12 protein-coding genes are annotated in these 19,227 nt (G+C 67.6%); 11 read left to right on the plus strand and 1 reads right to left on the minus strand.

All coding sequences use genetic code 11. The features are described 5' to 3' along the window. Positions 1–55: 55 nt before the first annotated feature. The 4 genes from rplJ (at position 56) to B4U46_RS21185 (ending at position 9,151) form a co-directional block, all read left to right on the plus strand. Entirely contained in the window at positions 56–586 is a 531-nt protein-coding gene (gene rplJ, locus B4U46_RS21165) for a 50S ribosomal protein L10 (protein WP_045945276.1), read from the plus strand. Between the two features lie 110 nt (positions 587–696). Further along, the gene (rplL, locus tag B4U46_RS21170) at positions 697–1,083 is read left to right on the plus strand and encodes a 50S ribosomal protein L7/L12 (RefSeq protein WP_079429292.1); all 387 of its coding nucleotides are present in this window, start codon (positions 697–699) and stop codon (positions 1,081–1,083) included. A gap of 587 nt (positions 1,084–1,670) precedes the next feature. Beyond that, positions 1,671–5,153: a DNA-directed RNA polymerase subunit beta gene (gene rpoB, locus B4U46_RS21180; protein WP_079429293.1), complete on the plus strand. Its 3,483-nt coding sequence runs from the start codon at positions 1,671–1,673 to the stop codon at positions 5,151–5,153. Positions 5,154–5,251: 98 nt separating this feature from the next. Further along, the gene (locus B4U46_RS21185; protein ID WP_045945279.1) at positions 5,252–9,151 is read left to right on the plus strand and encodes a DNA-directed RNA polymerase subunit beta'; all 3,900 of its coding nucleotides are present in this window, start codon (positions 5,252–5,254) and stop codon (positions 9,149–9,151) included. Positions 9,152–9,252: 101 nt separating this feature from the next. On the opposite strand, the gene B4U46_RS21190 is transcribed toward B4U46_RS21185, so the two are convergent. Further along, entirely contained in the window at positions 9,253–11,724 is a 2,472-nt protein-coding gene (locus B4U46_RS21190) for a YfhO family protein (protein WP_237293051.1), read from the minus strand. Between the two features lie 400 nt (positions 11,725–12,124). Between B4U46_RS21190 and rpsL the strand changes: the two genes are divergently transcribed. From rpsL to rplC, 7 genes are all read left to right on the plus strand, one after another. Further along, entirely contained in the window at positions 12,125–12,496 is a 372-nt protein-coding gene (gene rpsL, locus B4U46_RS21195) for a 30S ribosomal protein S12 (protein WP_007265893.1), read from the plus strand. A gap of 2 nt (positions 12,497–12,498) precedes the next feature. Then, a complete protein-coding gene (gene rpsG, locus B4U46_RS21200) occupies positions 12,499–12,969 on the plus strand; it encodes a 30S ribosomal protein S7 (RefSeq protein ID WP_007265894.1) in 471 nt (156 codons plus the stop codon). A gap of 39 nt (positions 12,970–13,008) precedes the next feature. Continuing rightward, positions 13,009–15,141, plus strand: a complete 2,133-nt coding sequence (gene fusA / locus B4U46_RS21205; protein WP_079429295.1) for an elongation factor G — start codon at positions 13,009–13,011, stop codon at positions 15,139–15,141. 152 nt (positions 15,142–15,293) lie between these two features. Further along, complete coding sequence (tuf, locus tag B4U46_RS21210) at positions 15,294–16,487, plus strand: elongation factor Tu (RefSeq protein WP_079429296.1); 1,194 nt, start codon at positions 15,294–15,296, stop codon at positions 16,485–16,487. A gap of 127 nt (positions 16,488–16,614) precedes the next feature. After that, positions 16,615–17,802, plus strand: coding sequence for a hypothetical protein (locus B4U46_RS21215; protein ID WP_079429297.1), 1,188 nt, complete (start codon positions 16,615–16,617; stop codon positions 17,800–17,802). Between the two features lie 455 nt (positions 17,803–18,257). Further along, complete coding sequence (gene rpsJ / locus B4U46_RS21225; protein ID WP_003948644.1) at positions 18,258–18,566, plus strand: 30S ribosomal protein S10; 309 nt, start codon at positions 18,258–18,260, stop codon at positions 18,564–18,566. A 14-nt stretch (positions 18,567–18,580) separates the two neighbouring features. Then, positions 18,581–19,225 carry a 50S ribosomal protein L3 gene (rplC, locus tag B4U46_RS21230; protein WP_042812328.1) on the plus strand — a complete coding sequence of 215 codons (645 nt, stop codon included), beginning with the start codon at positions 18,581–18,583 and terminating at the stop codon, positions 19,223–19,225. Positions 19,226–19,227: the final 2 nt, after the last annotated feature.

Genomic DNA, 19,227 nt, shown 5'->3' on the forward strand with positions numbered 1-19,227 from the left:
TGTATGTCAGCCCCTTCTGAGCGGTCCTCATCACCCGGAAGGAGGCCGACGCTCTATGGCAAGGCCCGACAAGGCTGCCGACGTAGCCGAGCTTGAGGACAAGTTCCGCAGCTCCAGCGCCGTCGTGCTGACCGAGTACCGGGGTCTCACCGTGAAGCAGCTCAAGACGCTGCGTCGTTCGCTCGGTGAGAACGCCCAGTACGCCGTGGTGAAGAACACGCTGACCAAGATTGCGGCTAACAACGCCGGGATCACCTCGCTCGACGACCAGTTCACTGGTCCGACGGGTGCCGCCTTCATCACCGGTGACCCGGTGGAGTCGGCCAAGGGTCTTCGTGACTTCGCCAAGGAGAACCCGAACCTGATCATCAAGGGCGGTGTCCTTGATGGCAAGGCGCTGTCCGCCGATGACATCAAGAAGCTTGCGGACCTCGAGTCCCGCGAGGTTCTGCTCAGCAAGCTGGCCGGCGCGTTCAAGGGCAAGCAGTCCCAGGCTGCCTCGCTCTTCCAGGCGCTGCCGTCGAAGTTCGTCCGCACTGCGGAAGCCCTTCGCGTCAAGCTCGCCGAGCAGGGCGGTGCCGAGTAATTCGGCTCGCGCACTGATCTACGCCGCCTAGTGCGTGGGTCGTAGCGGGCCGTTACGCCCGCCTCTCTATACATCCGGCACCTGCCGAATTAGTGGAAGGATCGCCCATCATGGCGAAGCTCTCTCAGGAAGACCTCCTCGCCCAGTTCGAGGAGATGACCCTCATCGAGCTCTCCGAGTTCGTGAAGGCCTTCGAGGAGAAGTTCGACGTCACCGCCGCCGCGGCCGTCGCCGTCGCCGCCCCGGGTGCCCCGGGCGCCGGTGCCGTGGCCGAGGTCGAGGAGAAGGACGAGTTCGACGTCATCCTCACCGCCGCCGGTGACAAGAAGATCCAGGTCATCAAGGTCGTGCGCGAGCTGACCTCCCTGGGTCTGAAGGAGGCCAAGGACCTCGTCGACGGCACCCCGAAGCCGGTCCTCGAGAAGGCCAACAAGGAAGCCGCTGACAAGGCCGCTGAGGCCCTCAAGGCCGCTGGCGCCTCGGTCGAGGTCAAGTAACACCTCTGAGGCCGCCTGACGGCCTCAACCAAGGGCGATCACCCGTAAGGGTGGTCGCCCTTTGGCGTATTCGCAGTGCCTGACTTGCCCTGGTCTCGTTGGGGAGTAGGGTGATCTTCGTTGCCCCGACGCAGGGTCCGGAGATGATCCGCTCGGAGCACGGGGCCTTGACGAACGGCCAGCGGCGCGCAATTCTCAGACCCGTCGCGAGGTCCCCCGGCTCGATCCGGGATCCGAGGCATGGATCGACTACGAAGAGGGCAGTACTGATACGCGCTCTGTGTACGGGCGCTGCGGCATCGGCTGCGGTGTTGGCTGGACGCGGTGTTGGTTGAGGACGTGGGGAAGGGCCTGTTGCCGGTTTCCGGAAACCTGGTCTGGACATCAGTGAGCCAAGTGGCTACACTGACCCTTTGCGCTGCCTGTTAGCTGCCCCCTGCCCGTCGCCAGGGGCATGCCCACGCTCGAGCACACCGGATTGATACGCCCTGACCTGGTCTTTTAGTCCAGCTGGGGAGGCTCTGTCTTCTGTGTCGGCTGGGACCGGTACGCGCGTAGTGAGTCCGAGCCCTCGGAAGGACCCCCTCTTGGCCGCCTCGCGCAACGCCTCGACCAATACGAACACCGGTGCCAGCACCGCCCCGCTGCGCATCTCCTTTGCAAAGATCAAGGAGCCCCTCGAGGTTCCGAACCTCCTGGCGCTGCAGACCGAGAGCTTTGACTGGCTGCTCGGCAACGCCGCCTGGAAGTCTCGCGTCGAGTCGGCGCTTGAGAGTGGACAGGACGTCCCCACCAAGTCCGGTCTGGAAGAGATCTTCGAGGAGATCTCGCCGATCGAGGACTTCTCCGGGTCGATGTCGCTGACGTTCCGCGACCACCGGTTCGAGCCGGCGAAGAACTCCGTCGACGAGTGCAAGGAGCGCGACTTCACGTACGCGGCGCCGCTCTTCGTCACGGCCGAGTTCACGAACAACGAGACCGGTGAGATCAAGTCTCAGACGGTCTTCATGGGCGACTTCCCGCTCATGACCAACAAGGGCACCTTCGTCATCAACGGCACCGAGCGCGTCGTCGTGTCGCAGCTCGTCCGTTCCCCGGGTGTCTACTTCGACTCCTCCATCGACAAGACGTCCGACAAGGACATCTTCTCCGCCAAGATCATCCCCTCCCGGGGTGCCTGGCTGGAGATGGAGGTCGACAAGCGCGACATGGTCGGCGTCCGCATCGACCGCAAGCGCAAGCAGTCCGTCACCGTCCTCCTCAAGGCCCTCGGCTGGACCACCGAGCAGATCCTCGAGGAGTTCGGCGAGTACGAGTCCATGCGCGCCACCCTGGAGAAGGACCACACCCAGGGCCAGGACGACGCGCTGCTCGACATCTACCGCAAGCTGCGTCCGGGCGAGCCGCCGACCCGCGAGGCCGCTCAGACGCTGCTCGAGAACCTCTACTTCAACCCGAAGCGCTACGACCTCGCGAAGGTCGGCCGCTACAAGGTGAACAAGAAGCTCGGCGCCGACGAGCCGCTCGACGCCGGTGTGCTCACCACCGACGACATCATCGCCACGATCAAGTACCTCGTGAAGCTCCACGCGGGCGAGACCGAGACCGTCGGCGAGTCGGGCCGGGAGATCGTCGTCGAGACCGACGACATCGACCACTTCGGCAACCGTCGTATCCGCAACGTCGGCGAGCTCATCCAGAACCAGGTCCGTACGGGTCTCGCCCGTATGGAGCGCGTCGTGCGCGAGCGCATGACCACCCAGGACGTCGAGGCGATCACGCCGCAGACCCTGATCAACATCCGGCCGGTCGTCGCCTCCATCAAGGAGTTCTTCGGCACCAGCCAGCTGTCGCAGTTCATGGACCAGAACAACCCGCTGTCGGGCCTGACGCACAAGCGTCGTCTCAACGCCCTCGGCCCGGGTGGTCTGTCCCGTGAGCGGGCCGGCTTCGAGGTCCGTGACGTGCACCCGTCGCACTACGGCCGCATGTGCCCGATCGAGACGCCCGAAGGCCCGAACATCGGTCTGATCGGCTCGCTGGCCTCCTACGGCCGCATCAACCCGTTCGGCTTCATCGAGACCCCGTACCGCAAGGTCGTCGAGGGTGTCGTCACCGACGAGGTCGACTACGTCACCGCCGACGAGGAAGACCGCTTCGTCATCGCCCAGGCGAACGCCCGCCTGGACGACGACCTGCGCTTCACCGAGAACCGCGTCCTGGTCCGCAAGCGTGGCGGCGAGGTCGACTACGTCGAGCCGTCCGACGTGGACTACATGGACGTCTCGCCGCGCCAGATGGTGTCCGTCGCGACCGCGATGATCCCCTTCCTCGAGCACGACGACGCCAACCGTGCCCTCATGGGCGCGAACATGATGCGCCAGGCCGTTCCGCTCATCAAGGCGGAGGCCCCGCTCGTCGGCACCGGCATGGAGTACCGCTGTGCGGTCGACGCCGGCGACTCGATCAAGGCGGAGAAGGACGGTGTCGTCCAGGAGGTCTCGGCCGACTACATCACCGTCGCCAACGACGACGGCACGTACACCACGTACCGCGTCGCCAAGTTCTCCCGCTCGAACCAGGGCACCTCGGTCAACCAGAAGGTCATCGTCAACGAGGGCGACCGGATCGTCGAGGCCCAGGTCCTCGCCGACGGCCCGGCCACCGAAGAGGGCGAGATGGCCCTCGGCAAGAACCTGCTCGTCGCGTTCATGCCGTGGGAAGGCCACAACTACGAGGACGCGATCATCCTGTCGCAGCGCCTCGTGCAGGACGACGTCCTCTCCTCGATCCACATCGAGGAGCACGAGGTCGACGCCCGTGACACCAAGCTGGGCCCCGAGGAGATCACCCGGGACATCCCGAACGTATCCGAGGAGGTCCTCGCCGACCTCGACGAGCGCGGCATCATCCGCATCGGTGCGGACGTCGTCGCCGGCGACATCCTCGTCGGCAAGGTCACGCCCAAGGGTGAGACCGAGCTGACCCCCGAGGAGCGCCTGCTCCGCGCGATCTTCGGTGAGAAGGCCCGCGAGGTGCGTGACACCTCGCTCAAGGTGCCTCACGGTGAGATCGGCAAGGTCATCGGTGTCCGCGTCTTCGACCGCGAGGAGGGCGACGAGCTTCCTCCGGGCGTGAACCAGCTGGTCCGCGTCTACGTGGCCCAGAAGCGCAAGATCACCGACGGTGACAAGCTCGCCGGCCGCCACGGCAACAAGGGTGTTATCTCGAAGATCCTTCCGATCGAGGACATGCCGTTCCTCGAGGACGGAACTCCGGTCGACATCATCCTGAACCCGCTGGGTGTCCCGTCCCGAATGAACCCGGGACAGGTCCTGGAGATCCACCTCGGCTGGCTCGCCAGCCGCGGCTGGGACGTCTCCGGCCTCGCGGACGAGTGGGCGCAGCGCCTCCAGGCGATCGGCGCCGACCAGGTCGCGCCCGGCACCAACGTCGCCACCCCCGTCTTCGACGGTGCGCGCGAGGACGAGCTGGCCGGCCTGCTCCAGCACACCATCCCGAACCGCGACGGCGAGCGCATGGTGCTCCCGACCGGTAAGGCGCGCCTGTTCGACGGCCGCTCCGGCGAGCCGTTCCCGGACCCGATCTCGGTCGGGTACATGTACATCCTCAAGCTGCACCACCTGGTCGACGACAAGCTCCACGCCCGTTCGACCGGTCCGTACTCGATGATCACGCAGCAGCCGCTGGGTGGTAAGGCGCAGTTCGGTGGTCAGCGCTTCGGTGAGATGGAGGTGTGGGCGCTTGAGGCTTACGGCGCCGCTTACGCGCTCCAGGAACTCCTGACGATCAAGTCCGACGACGTGACCGGCCGCGTGAAGGTCTACGAGGCCATCGTCAAGGGCGAGAACATCCCCGAGCCGGGCATTCCCGAGTCCTTCAAGGTGCTCATCAAGGAAATGCAGTCGCTCTGCCTCAACGTGGAGGTGCTGTCCTCGGACGGCATGTCCATCGAGATGCGCGACACCGACGAGGACGTCTTCCGCGCGGCGGAGGAGCTCGGTATCGACCTGTCCCGGCGCGAGCCGAGCAGCGTCGAAGAGGTCTGACGGGCCTGGCCGGGGGATCCCACGAAGATCCCCCGGCCGTCCCCGGGACCGTTCAGACCATGATTGAGACTCGACCCCGAAAGAGGGATTGACGCACAGTGCTCGACGTCAACTTCTTCGACGAGCTGCGGATCGGCCTTGCCACCGCGGACGACATCCGAACCTGGTCGCACGGCGAGGTCAAGAAGCCGGAGACCATCAACTACCGCACCCTCAAGCCCGAGAAGGACGGACTCTTCTGCGAGAAGATCTTCGGCCCCACCCGGGACTGGGAGTGCTACTGCGGCAAGTACAAGCGTGTCCGCTTCAAGGGCATCATCTGTGAGCGCTGTGGCGTCGAGGTCACGCGCGCCAAGGTGCGCCGTGAGCGCATGGGCCACATCGAGCTTGCCGCTCCCGTCACCCACATCTGGTACTTCAAGGGCGTCCCGTCGCGCCTGGGCTACCTGCTGGACCTCGCGCCGAAGGACCTCGAGAAGGTCATCTACTTCGCCGCGTACATGATCACGTTCGTCGACGACGAGCGCCGTCAGCGCGACCTGCCGTCGCTGGAGGCCCACGTCTCCGTCGAGCGCCAGCAGATCGAGAACCGCCGCGACGCCGACCTCGAAGGCCGTGCCAAGAAGCTCGAGAGCGACCTGGCCGAGCTTGAGGCCGAGGGCGCCAAGGCCGACGTGCGCCGCAAGGTGCGCGAGGGTGCCGAGCGCGAGATGAAGCAGCTCCGCGACCGCGCCCAGCGCGAGATCGACCGCCTCGACGAGGTGTGGAACCGCTTCAAGAACCTCAAGGTCCAGGACCTGGAGGGCGACGAGCTCCTCTACCGCGAGCTGCGTGACCGCTTCGGCACGTACTTCGACGGCTCGATGGGTGCCGCGGCGCTGCAGAAGCGCCTGGAGTCCTTCGACCTGGAGGAGGAGGCCGAGCGCCTCCGCGAGATCATCCGTACCGGCAAGGGCCAGAAGAAGACCCGTGCGCTCAAGCGCCTCAAGGTCGTCTCCGCGTTCCTGCAGACCAGCAACAGCCCCAAGGGCATGGTTCTGGACTGCGTGCCGGTGATCCCGCCGGACCTGCGTCCGATGGTGCAGCTCGACGGTGGCCGCTTCGCGACCTCCGACCTCAACGACCTGTACCGCCGCGTCATCAACCGCAACAACCGCCTGAAGCGCCTTCTCGACCTCGGTGCCCCCGAGATCATCGTGAACAACGAGAAGCGCATGCTCCAGGAGGCCGTGGACGCGCTCTTCGACAACGGTCGTCGCGGCCGCCCGGTGACGGGCCCCGGCAACCGCCCGCTGAAGTCCCTCAGCGACATGCTGAAGGGCAAGCAGGGTCGATTCCGTCAGAACCTCCTCGGCAAGCGCGTGGACTACTCCGCGCGTTCCGTGATCGTCGTCGGTCCGCAGCTGAAGCTGCACCAGTGCGGTCTGCCCAAGGCCATGGCGCTGGAGCTCTTCAAGCCGTTCGTGATGAAGCGCCTGGTCGACCTGAACCACGCGCAGAACATCAAGTCGGCGAAGCGCATGGTCGAGCGCGGCCGCACGGTCGTGTACGACGTGCTCGAAGAGGTCATCGCCGAGCACCCGGTCCTGCTGAACCGTGCGCCCACGCTGCACCGTCTCGGCATCCAGGCCTTCGAGCCCCAGCTGGTCGAAGGCAAGGCCATCCAGATCCACCCGCTCGTCTGCACCGCGTTCAACGCGGACTTCGACGGTGACCAGATGGCCGTGCACCTGCCGCTCTCCGCGGAGGCGCAGGCCGAGGCCCGCATCCTGATGCTGTCCTCGAACAACATCCTCAAGCCGGCCGACGGCCGTCCGGTCACGATGCCGACGCAGGACATGGTCCTGGGTCTGTTCTTCCTGACCACCGACGGTGAGCTCCGTGACACCAAGGGCGAGGGCCGCGCGTTCGGCTCCACCGCCGAGGCGATCATGGCGTTCGACGCCGGCGAGCTCGCGCTGCAGTCGTCCGTCGACATCCGCTTCCCGGTGGGCACCATCCCGCCGCGCGGCTGGGTGCCGCCGGTCGCCGAAGAGGGCGAGCAGGAGTTCCAGCCGGGCGACAGCTTCCGTCTGAAGACCACCCTGGGCCGCGCGCTCTTCAACGAGCTGCTGCCCGAGGACTACCCGTTCGTCGACTACTCGGTGGGCAAGAAGCAGCTCTCCGAGATCGTCAACGACCTGGCGGAGCGCTACCCCAAGGTCATCGTGGCGGCGACGCTCGACAACCTGAAGGCGGCCGGCTTCCACTGGGCGACCCGTTCGGGCGTCACCGTGGCCATCTCCGACGTCGTCGTGCCCGAGGCCAAGAAGGCCATCGTCGCGGGCTACGAGGCGATGGACGAGAAGGTCCAGAAGCAGTACGAGCGCGGTCTGATCACCAAGGACGAGCGCACGCAGGAGCTCATCGCGATCTGGACCAAGGCGACCAACGAGGTTGCCGAGGCGATGAACGCGAACTTCCCCAAGACCAACCCCATCTTCATGATGGTTGACTCGGGTGCCCGAGGAAACATGATGCAGATGAGGCAGATCGCCGGTATGCGTGGTCTGGTGTCGAACGCGAAGAACGAGACCATCCCGCGTCCGATCAAGGCCTCGTTCCGTGAGGGCCTGTCCGTGCTGGAGTACTTCATCTCCACCCACGGTGCCCGTAAGGGTCTCGCGGACACCGCCCTGCGTACCGCCGACTCGGGTTACCTCACCCGTCGTCTGGTGGACGTCTCGCAGGACGTCATCATCCGCGAGGAGGACTGCGGCACCGAGCGCGGCCTCAAGCTCAAGATCGGTGTCAAGGACGAGGCGGGTGTCCTCCGCAAGGCGGACGACGTCGAGACCTCCGTGTACGCCCGCATGCTGGCCGAGGACGTCGTCATCGACGGCAAGGTCATCGCGCCGGCGAACGTGGACCTCGGTGACGTGCTCATCGACGCCCTCATCGCGAACGGCGTCGAGGAGGTCAAGACCCGCTCGGTCCTGACCTGTGAGTCCGCCGTCGGCACCTGTGCCTTCTGCTACGGCCGCTCGCTGGCCACCGGCAAGCTGGTCGACATCGGTGAGGCGGTCGGCATCATCGCCGCCCAGTCCATCGGTGAGCCCGGTACCCAGCTGACGATGCGTACCTTCCACACCGGTGGTGTGGCCGGTGACGACATCACGCAGGGTCTGCCGCGTGTCGTCGAGCTCTTCGAGGCCCGTACCCCGAAGGGTGTCGCCCCGATCTCCGAGGCCGCCGGCCGCGTGCGGATCGAGGAGACCGAGAAGACGAAGAAGATCGTCATCACGCCCGACGACGGCAGCGAGGAGACGGCGTTCCCGATCTCCAAGCGCGCCAAGGTCATCGTGCACGAGGGCGACCACGTCGAGGTGGGCCAGAAGCTCACCATGGGTGCCACCAACCCGCACGACGTGCTGCGCATCCTCGGCCAGCGTGCCGTCCAGGTCCACCTGGTCGGCGAAGTCCAGAAGGTCTACAACTCGCAGGGCGTGTCGATCCACGACAAGCACATCGAGATCATCATCCGGCAGATGCTCCGCCGCGTGACGATCATCGAGTCCGGCGACGCGGAGCTCCTCCCGGGCGAGCTCGTCGAGCGCTCCCGCTTCGAGACCGAGAACCGTCGTGTGGTCACCGAGGGCGGTCACCCCGCCTCCGGCCGTCCGCAGCTGATGGGTATCACCAAGGCCTCGCTGGCGACGGAGTCCTGGCTGTCGGCCGCCTCCTTCCAGGAGACGACCCGAGTCCTGACGGACGCGGCGATCAACGCCAAGTCCGACAGCCTCATCGGCCTCAAGGAGAACGTCATCATCGGTAAGCTCATCCCGGCCGGTACGGGCCTGTCCCGCTACCGCAACATCCGGGTCGAGCCGACCGAGGAAGCCAAGGCCGCGATGTACTCGGCCGTCGGCTACGACGACATCGACTACTCCCCCTTCGGCACCGGCTCCGGCCAGGCTGTCCCGCTGGAGGACTACGACTACGGCCCGTACAACGGCTAGCAGCTCGTATGAGGAAGCCCCCCACCGCTCCGAGAGGAGAGGTGGGGGGCTTCTTCGTGTCCGGGGACTTCCCCGTGTCCCGGGGGCGGCCCCGGCTCCCGTCAGACGCGTTCGCGGCGGCGGCGGAGGTGGGTTGCCGTGGTGGCCGAGGTCAGGGTCAGGAGGGCCAGGGCGGCGGCTGCGAGGCCTGGGGTGAGGCCCTTGGGGGTGTAGGTGCAGGAGAGGTGGCGGGTGCCCGGGGTGAGGGGGACCGCCAGGAGGCCGTGGAAGTTCGTCGTGGGGGCCGAGCACTGCCAGCCGGGGATGTCCGTCATCGCGAAGACGGCCGTGCCGGTGGCGGTCGGCGGGAGGGTGGCCTCGATGGAGTGGCCGCCGACGTGGACCTCGGTGGCGCCCGTGGTGGTGAGCCGGCCGACCGCGGTGGCCAGGGCCGCGCGGTCGAGGCAGCCGATGGGGTTCGGGCCGGCCGTGGCGTTCTCGGTGCGGGTTTCGGCCGTCGCCGTGACCGTGCCGGACGCGGGGACCGGGCCCAGGGGGAGGACCCCGGTCATGCGGTCCTCCAGGGGCAGGGAGCGGCCGCCGGTGCGGAGGGTGCCGTAGAGCGCGGGGGAGTACCAGTAGGCCTCGGAGCCCGGCGTGCAGGTGGCCGTGTAGGTCTGGGAGGCGGGGGTGCCGGTGCGGGTGGCGGCGGGGACCTCGTAGACCGTCGCGCCCAGGACCGTCTCCTGGCGGGCGTAGACGCTGGCCGGGGGGTTGGGGGAGGTGTACGGGGCGGGGCGGACCGTGACCAGGGGAGGGGCCGGCTGCTTCGTCGACGTCCAGGTGCCGGGAGCCGTGCCCGGGCGGACCCGGGCGCCGATGGAGAAGATCGCGTCGAGGACCGGGTTGTCGGCGCCGAAGAAGGTGCGGCCGTCGTTCTTGTAGCCGTAGCCCAGGGGCTCCAGGGCCTGGTACGTGGCCTGCGGGAGGTAGCTGCTGTAGTACTGCGGGCCCTCCGCCCGCAGGGCCAGGGCGTCGTTGTACGAGGTCTGCGGCGCGCCCGAATCCGTCCGGTAGGCGGGCCAGCCGTCCACCTCGCGGACCGCCTCGTAGTGGTTCGTGATCGAGCGGCTGGAGGTGGCGGCGGGGGCCGCCCAGCGTTCGCGGGAGCGGCGGGCGTCCGCGTTCGCCGCCGCGACCGTGGACTCGGCGAGGACGACCCCGATCATGAGGACGGCCGCGAGGGGGAGGAGGGCGCGGTGCCGTCCCGAGAGGGACAGGAGCGTCAGGGCCAGGAGGGAGACGGCGCCGCCGGCCAGGACCGCAGGCCAGGTCCAGCCGCCGAAGTCGTTGGTGTGGCGCAGCACGAACGTGGCCACGACCAGCAGGCCGGCCGCCAGGGCGAGGTGCAGCGGGCGCGGACGGTTGGACAGGGCCAGCCAGGCCAGGACCACGACCATCCCGCTGAACACGAACGTCTCGCGGTAGGGGTTGCCGTTCGGGACCGCCAGGCCGTGCCACACGTACTGGGTCGGGGGGAACTGGAAGGAGACCAGGACCAGCAGCGTGGCCGCTGCCCAGACCAGGCGGGTACGGCCGGCGATGCGGGTGTTGAGGAGGAAGGCGCCCGCCAGGATCAGGCCCAGCGAGGCCACGTACAGCCGAGGCCGGCCGCCCCACAGGTGGGTGGCCGGGAGCATGCCGGCCAGGAAGACGTCGATGCGCACCGGGTCGAAGGCCGCGGCCTTCGTGGGCTGCGAGGCGCCGCTGGACAGGAACGACGGCAGGAGGAGCGGGAGGGTGAGGAGGATGCCGGCCGCGGCGGCGGTGGCCGCGCGCCACAGGGCCCGCAGGCGCTGCGCCCCCGTCATCTCCAGGGTCAGCAGACGGACGCCCAGCAGCACGCAGGCGGCCATCGTGGCCATCATCGCCGTGTAGAAGTTCCCGTACCAGGCGAGTGCGACCAGGAGGGCGGCGCCCGGCCAGCGCCGGCCTTCCAGGCACCATTCGACGGCGATGCCGAGCAGGGGGAGGGCGACCAGGCCCCACAGCCACATCGGGATGTACGAGGCGTCGCTGAGCGCCCACCCGCACAGCCCGTAGCAGGCGCCGAGCACCCCGCGCTGCCACCACGGCCCGGCCTGGAGCCTGCCGAGGTAGACGGTCATCAGCGCGGCGGCCGCGCCCATCGTCACCGGGGTGATCAGGAAGACGGCCAGGTCGACGTGGGCCCGCGGGACGAGGACGGCGAGCCAGGAGAACGGATTGCCGAGGTAGGTGTAGTAGTCGGACAGGAACTGCTGTCCGAAGCCGCCGCGCCAGCTGAAGAGCACGTCGCCGGCGGCCTGCCCGTGGACGAGGTCCCACAAGGCGCGGTGGAAGGGAACGTACTGGTTGGCCTGGTCGTTGATGGCCCGGCCGGTGCCGCCGAAGGGGAAGCTGCCGCGGGCCGCCCAGGCCGCGCAGAAGGCGCCCGAGGTGACGAGGAACGCCAGCAGGGGCCCGTACAGGCGGGAGAGGGCGGTGCGCCGCCGAAGCGCGGGGCCGGGGGGCGGGGCTGCGCCCGTCGTCGGCTCCGAGGTGACCGTCCCCAATGTCCTGCTCCTGGCGCTCGTACGTTTTGAACTGACTCGCTGGGATTCGCTGGCAGTGTAGTTCGCCCGCACTACCACGCCCGTGTGACCTCCGCGCGGCCGACCCGGCTCGAAGGGCCCGCGCCCAAGGGGCGCCTGAGCTGCGGGGCCGTGCGGGCGGTGGCGGCGCGGCCTATGTTTTGACCGGAGTGGATGCGGTGGGTACGCTCAGACCTTGTGCCTGGGGTGTGCCTGGGCTCCTGTGCGTGTCCATCAACCGCACGGCGAGCCGCATCGGCCACCGAGATTCATGTGTCTCCGCGCTTGCGCGGGGGTCCGCCGGATCCGACACACCCGACCGCGTGGGTCGGGAAAGTTCCAGGTTAGCTTCACTACACGGCACACAGAAACCGGAGAAGTAGTGCCTACGATCCAGCAGCTGGTCCGGAAGGGCCGGCAGGACAAGGTCGAGAAGACGAAGACCCCCGCGCTCGAGGCTTCGCCTCAGCGTCGTGGTGTCTGCACGCGTGTGTTCACGACCACCCCGAAGAAGCCGAACTCGGCGCTCCGCAAGGTCGCGCGTGTGCGTCTGACCTCCGGCATCGAGGTCACCGCTTACATTCCGGGTGAGGGACACAACCTGCAGGAGCACTCGATCGTGCTCGTGCGTGGTGGCCGTGTGAAGGACCTGCCGGGTGTTCGTTACAAGATCATCCGCGGTGCGCTTGACACCCAGGCTGTCAAGAACCGCAAGCAGGCCCGCAGCCGCTACGGCGCCAAGAAGGAGAAGTAAGAATGCCTCGTAAGGGCCCCGCCCCGAAGCGCCCGGTCATCATCGACCCGGTCTACGCCTCTCCTCTGGTGACCTCGCTCATCAACAAGATCCTCCTGAACGGCAAGCGCTCCACCGCCGAGCGCATCGTTTACGGCGCCATGGAAGGCCTCCGCGAGAAGACCGGCAACGACCCGGTCATCACGCTGAAGCGCGCGCTGGAGAACGTCAAGCCGTCCCTCGAGGTCAAGTCCCGCCGTGTCGGTGGCGCGACCTACCAGGTTCCCGTCGAGGTCAAGCCGGGTCGTCAGTCGACCCTGGCCCTCCGCTGGCTCGTGGGTTACTCCCGCGCCCGCCGCGAGAAGACCATGACCGAGCGCCTGATGAACGAGCTTCTCGACGCCTCGAACGGCCTCGGTGCGGCCGTCAAGAAGCGCGAGGACACGCACAAGATGGCCGAGTCCAACAAGGCCTTCGCGCACTACCGCTGGTAGTCGCAACCCACATCGAGACCGAGAGAAGACTGAAGCCTTATGGCTACCACTTCGCTTGACCTGGCCAAGGTGCGCAACATCGGCATCATGGCCCACATCGACGCGGGCAAGACGACCACCACCGAGCGCATCCTGTTCTACACCGGTGTGTCTTACAAGATCGGTGAGGTCCACGACGGCGCTGCCACGATGGACTGGATGGAGCAGGAGCAGGAGCGCGGCATCACCATCACGTCCGCCGCGACGACCTGCCACTGGCCGCTCGAGGACGTCGACCACACCATCAACATCATCGACACCCCGGGTCACGTGGACTTCACGGTCGAGGTGGAGCGTTCGCTCCGCGTCCTCGACGGTGCCGTCACCGTGTTCGACGGTGTCGCCGGTGTGGAGCCGCAGTCCGAGACCGTTTGGCGTCAGGCGGACCGCTACGGCGTCCCGCGCATCTGCTTCGTCAACAAGCTCGACCGTACCGGCGCCGAGTTCATGCGCTGCGTCGACATGATCAAGGACCGCCTCGGTGCGGTTCCGATCGTCATGCAGCTGCCGATCGGTGCCGAGGCGGACTTCAAGGGCGTCGTCGACCTCGTCCGCATGAAGGCCCTCGTGTGGTCCGCCGAGGCCACCAAGGGTGAGATGTACGACGTCGTCGACATCCCGGCCTCGCACACCGAGCTGGCCGAGGAGTGGCGCGCCACCCTCGTCGAGCAGGTCGCCGAGAACGACGAAGAGATGATGGAGCTCTTCCTCGAGGGCACCGAGCCCACCGAGGAGCAGCTGCACGCGGCCGTGCGTCGCATCATCCTCGGCTCCGGCAAGGGCAAGGGCGAGCCCACGATCACCGCGGTCTTCTGCGGTACGGCGTTCAAGAACAAGGGCGTCCAGCCCCTGCTCGACGCCGTCGTGCGCTACCTCCCGTCGCCGCTCGACATCGAGGCCATCGAGGGCCACGACGTCAAGGACGCCGAGGTCGTCGTCAAGCGCAAGCCGTCGGACGAGGAGCCCCTCGCCGCGCTCGCGTTCAAGATCATGAGCGACCCGCACCTCGGCAAGCTCACCTTCGTCCGGGTTTACTCGGGCCGCCTGGAGGCCGGCACCGCGGTGCTGAACTCCGTCAAGGGCAAGAAGGAGCGCATCGGCAAGATCTACCGCATGCACGCGAACAAGCGTGAGGAGATCGACGCGGTGGGCGCCGGCGACATCGTCGCCGTCATGGGCCTGAAGCAGACCACCACCGGTGAGACGCTGTGCGACGACAAGCAGCCCGTGATCCTGGAGTCCATGGACTTCCCGGCTCCGGTCATCCAGGTCGCCATCGAGCCCAAGTCCAAGGGTGACCAGGAGAAGCTGGGTGTCGCCATCCAGCGTCTCGCGGAGGAGGACCCCTCCTTCCACGTTCACTCGGACGAGGAGACGGGCCAGACCATCCTCGGCGGTATGGGCGAGCTGCACCTCGAGGTGCTGGTCGACCGTATGAAGCGCGAGTTCAAGGTCGAGGCCAACGTCGGCAAGCCGCAGGTCGCGTACCGCGAGACGATCCGCAAGGCCGTCGAGCGTCACGACTACACCCACAAGAAGCAGACCGGTGGTACCGGTCAGTTCGCCAAGGTGCAGATCGCGATCGAGCCGATCACGGACGCCGACGGTCCGGCGTACGAGTTCGTGAACAAGGTCACCGGTGGCCGCGTGCCGAAGGAGTACATCCCTTCGGTCGACGCCGGTGCGCAGGAGGCCATGCAGTTCGGCATCCTGGCCGGCTACGAGATGACGGGCGTCCGCGTCACGCTTCTCGACGGTGGCTACCACGAGGTCGACTCCTCCGAGCTCGCCTTCAAGATCGCCGGTTCGCAGGCCTTCAAGGAGGCCGCGCGCAAGGCTTCTCCCGTGCTCCTCGAGCCGATGATGGCCGTCGAGGTCACCACGCCGGAGGAGTCCATGGGTGACGTCATCGGTGACATCAACTCCCGCCGTGGCCAGATCCAGGCCATGGAGGACCGTCACGGAGCCAAGATCGTCAAGGGCCTCGTGCCGCTTTCGGAGATGTTCGGCTACGTCGGAGACCTCCGCAGCAAGACCTCGGGTCGCGCCAGCTACTCGATGCAGTTCGACTCCTACGCCGAGGTTCCCCGGAACGTCGCTGAGGAGATCATCGCGAAGGCCAAGGGCGAGTAACTCTTCCGAGTACACGCTTTAGGCTTGCCACCGGAGCCTCTGGGGCAACAGGAGCAACCCTCCCGTTGCCCCGGGGGAACCGGCTATCCAGCAAAGATCACCTGGCGCCGACGATCATCAAGGCGTACAGAACCACTCTCAGGAGGACCCCCGTGGCGAAGGCGAAGTTCGAGCGGACTAAGCCGCACGTCAACATCGGCACCATCGGTCACATTGACCACGGTAAGACGACCCTCACGGCCGCCATTACCAAGGTGCTGCACGACAAGTACCCGGACCTGAACGCGGCCTCGGCGTTCGACCAGATCGACAAGGCTCCTGAGGAGCGCCAGCGCGGTATCACCATCTCCATCGCGCACGTCGAGTACCAGACCGAGGCGCGTCACTACGCCCACGTCGACTGCCCGGGTCACGCGGACTACATCAAGAACATGATCACCGGTGCCGCCCAGATGGACGGCGCCATCCTCGTGGTCGCCGCCACCGACGGCCCGATGCCGCAGACCAAGGAGCACGTGCTCCTGGCCCGCCAGGTCGGCGTTCCGTACATCGTCGTCGCCCTCAACAAGGCCGACATGGTGGACGACGAGGAGATCCTGGAGCTCGTCGAGCTCGAGGTCCGTGAGCTGCTCTCCGAGTACGACTTCCCGGGCGACGACCTGCCGGTCGTCCAGGTCTCCGCGCTGAAGGCGCTCGAGGGCGACAAGGAGTGGGGTGACAAGCTCCTCGGCCTGATGGACGCCGTGGACGAGGCCATCCCGACCCCGCCGCGTGACACCGACAAGCCGTTCCTGATGCCCGTCGAGGACGTCTTCACGATCACCGGTCGTGGCACCGTCGTCACCGGCCGCATCGAGCGTGGTGTCCTGAAGGTCAACGAGACCGTCGACATCATCGGCATCAAGCCGGAGAAGACCACCACCACGGTCACCGGCATCGAGATGTTCCGCAAGCTGCTCGACGAGGGCCAGGCCGGTGAGAACGTCGGTCTGCTCCTCCGTGGCATCAAGCGCGAGGACGTCGAGCGCGGTCAGGTCATCATCAAGCCCGGTTCGGTCACGCCGCACACCGAGTTCGAGGCCGCCGCGTACATCCTGTCGAAGGACGAGGGTGGCCGTCACACCCCGTTCTTCAACAACTACCGCCCGCAGTTCTACTTCCGTACCACGGACGTGACCGGCGTCGTGACCCTCCCCGAGGGCACCGAGATGGTCATGCCGGGCGACAACACCGACATGTCCGTCCAGCTGATCCAGCCGGTCGCCATGGAGGAGGGCCTGAAGTTCGCCATCCGTGAGGGTGGTCGTACGGTCGGCGCCGGCCAGGTCACCAAGATCACGAAGTAATTCGTGTTCTGACCTGGTAGCTCGCACCAGCGGGCACCATGTTTGACGGAAGGGCCCCTTCCCCACCGCTCCGGCGGCGGGGGAGGGGCCCTTCCACATAAGTCGGCAATGTTCAGGGGTGGGGAGCATGGAGCAGCAGGACGGCGGGCGGCCGCAGATATCCGACGAGGAGTGGGCCCGCTTCAGCGAGCAGGTCGCGCGGGAGAGCGCCGCCGCGCCGAAGGAGCCCTCGGCGCGGGCCCGGATGGTCACCGAGCGGCTGCGGCGCGAGGAGGAGGAACGGGCGCGGGCGGGGCGCCGCCGGTTCGGCCGGGCGCCGAAGCCGGGGGCGGGGGATCCGCCCGGCTGGCGCACGGGGCCCGCCTGGCAGGAGAGGGAGGGCCGCGGGCGGGGCAAGCGGCGGCTCAAGGCCGCGGCGGCGATCGTCGGCATCGCGGGGCTGGCCCTGGTGGCGCTGCGGCCGGAGCTGGTCATCGACAAGCTGACGGGCAGGGCGGAGGCCCGCCAGGAAGCACGGGACGCGGGTCCGCTGCCTGCGGAGACCGGGCGCCCGACGGCGGCCCCGGGGGCGGTGCCCGCCGACCGCCCGACGCTGAAGGAGCCCTTCCGGGGCTCGCCGGCCGCGCAGTGGGCCGATGGCGCCGCCGGCATCGAGGTCCCCGAGGCGGCGGCCGTGGGCGGGATGGCGAAGGAGCGGGTCGCCGACGCGCTGGCGAAGACCAAGGCCCTGCTGATCGCGTCGAACCTGGACCCCGCCACCCTGCGGGGCGAGCGGCCCCGGGCGGCGCTGGACCTGCTGGACCCCGGTCAGGGCGACGGGCGGCCCCTCATCGAGCGCGGGCTGTCCGCCCCCTCGGTCGACGCGGACCCGCTGTGGCTGTTCAGCCGGTTCGACCCGGCGGAGGTCAGGGTCGTCGGCGACGTGGTCAAGACACGCGGCCGGATGAGCTTCGACAGCGGCCGCGACGGCGAGGTGAAGGTCCACGCCGACTACACCTTCGTCTACCCCGTGGTCCGGGCGAAGCCCGGTTCGGACGAGGTGGCCCGCACGGTGGTGCGGCGGACGCTGACCATGGCCCTCTACGACCCGCTCAAGGTGGTCGCGACCCCGGGCAAGCTCCAGGTAGTGGAGTGGCTGGAGAGCGCGGGCAACGACGACTGTCGGCGGGACGGCACCGGGTTCCTGCACCCGCGGTTCGACAGCGAGCGGGTGGCGGCGGGGACGGGCCCGTCCGGGCCGGTCGTCGACCCGTACGACCGGAGCGGGAACGTGGCCGACATGCCGAAGGAGTGCGCGACGGCCTCCCGGTCCTGACCTGGGATCCCCGCCGCGTGCCGCGGTTTGACGTGATCGCTCGGCGGGGTATTCTCTTCGGCCCGATTGGCCAGGTACGTGTCTCGTATGGCAGACTACTCAAGTTGCTCGGCTGTGTGCCGATGCTGCGCGCCTCCCGCCGGGAGGACCGGAAGCGAGTCCCACAGTACTCGTCGTCCTTAATCTGCCTCTCGGGGCAGCAATGAGGGCGGACGTACGGGAATCTTCTGGGAAGTGTCAGCACGGTGTGCGCCAGGCACTCGGTGGGTGTTTCTCCCCCGATGCGCGGTCCAGGACCGCACCCCCTTGGATGAGGGAATTTCCGTATGGGAATTTTTTCGGAGGGAGTGCGACACGCCCGACCGCGTGGGTCGGAGGAGAGGCCGCGGAACCCCGTTCCGCAGCCGACCGGGAGCCAGAGCGTTTCCATACAGAGACAGGACTACGGAGTAGCCATGGCGGGACAGAAGATCCGCATCCGGCTCAAGGCCTACGACCACGAGGTCATCGACTCCTCGGCGAAGAAGATCGTCGAGACGGTGACCCGCACTGGTGCGTCGGTCGCGGGCCCGGTGCCGCTGCCCACTGAGAAGAACGTGTACTGCGTCATCAAGTCGCCGCACAAGTACAAGGACTCGCGCGAGCACTTCGAGATGCGCACGCACAAGCGCCTGATCGACATCCTCGACCCGACGCCCAAGACCGTTGACTCGCTGATGCGCCTGGACCTTCCGGCCGGCGTTGACATCGAGATCAAGCTCTGAGAGGCGTCGAGAAGATGGCTAAGCAGATCAAGGGCGTCCTGGGCGAGAAGCTCGGCATGACCCAGGTCTGGGACGAGAACAACCGTGTCGTCCCGGTGACCGTCGTCAAGGCCGGGCCCTGCGTCGTTACCCAGGTCCGTACCAATGACACCGACGGCTACGAGTCGGTCCAGATCGCCTTCGGCGAGATCGACCCGCGCAAGGTGAACAAGCCCCTCAAGGGCCACTTCGCCAAGGCCGACGTGACCCCGCGCCGCCACCTGGTGGAGCTCCGCACCTCCGACGCCAGCGAGTACACGCTCGGCCAGGAGATCACCGCTGCTGTGTTCGAGTCCGGCGTCAAGGTTGACGTCACGGGCAACAGCAAGGGCAAGGGCTTCGCCGGTGTCATGAAGCGCCACAACTTCCGGGGCCTCGGCGCCGGTCACGGTGTGCAGCGCAAGCACCGCTCCCCCGGTTCGATCGGTGGCTGCGCCACCCCTGGGCGTGTCTTCAAGGGCATGCGCATGGCCGGTCGCATGGGTAACGAGCGCGTCACCACCCAGAACCTGACCATCCACGCGGTTGACGCGGAGAAGGGTCTGCTCCTCATCAAGGGCGCGGTCCCCGGTCCGAACGGCGGCCTCGTCCTGGTCCGTACCGCGGCCAAGGGGGCTTGAGG

The sequence above is a fragment of the Streptomyces katrae genome, assembly GCF_002028425.1.
In the GTDB taxonomy this organism is placed as follows: Bacteria; Actinomycetota; Actinomycetes; order Streptomycetales; family Streptomycetaceae; genus Streptomyces; species Streptomyces katrae_A.

Excerpts from the sequence above, each read along its gene's own strand:
- rpsG (WP_007265894.1), top strand. The coding sequence starts at position 12,499 with ATGCCTCGTAAGGGCCCCGCCCCGAAGCGCCCGGTCATCATCGACCCG.
- rplL (WP_079429292.1), top strand. The coding sequence starts at position 697 with ATGGCGAAGCTCTCTCAGGAAGACCTCCTCGCCCAGTTCGAGGAGATG.
- rplC (WP_042812328.1), top strand. The coding sequence starts at position 18,581 with ATGGCTAAGCAGATCAAGGGCGTCCTGGGCGAGAAGCTCGGCATGACC.
- rplJ (WP_045945276.1), top strand. The coding sequence starts at position 56 with ATGGCAAGGCCCGACAAGGCTGCCGACGTAGCCGAGCTTGAGGACAAG.
- fusA (WP_079429295.1), top strand. The coding sequence starts at position 13,009 with ATGGCTACCACTTCGCTTGACCTGGCCAAGGTGCGCAACATCGGCATC.
- B4U46_RS21215 (WP_079429297.1), top strand. The coding sequence starts at position 16,615 with ATGGAGCAGCAGGACGGCGGGCGGCCGCAGATATCCGACGAGGAGTGG.
- rpsJ (WP_003948644.1), top strand. The coding sequence starts at position 18,258 with ATGGCGGGACAGAAGATCCGCATCCGGCTCAAGGCCTACGACCACGAG.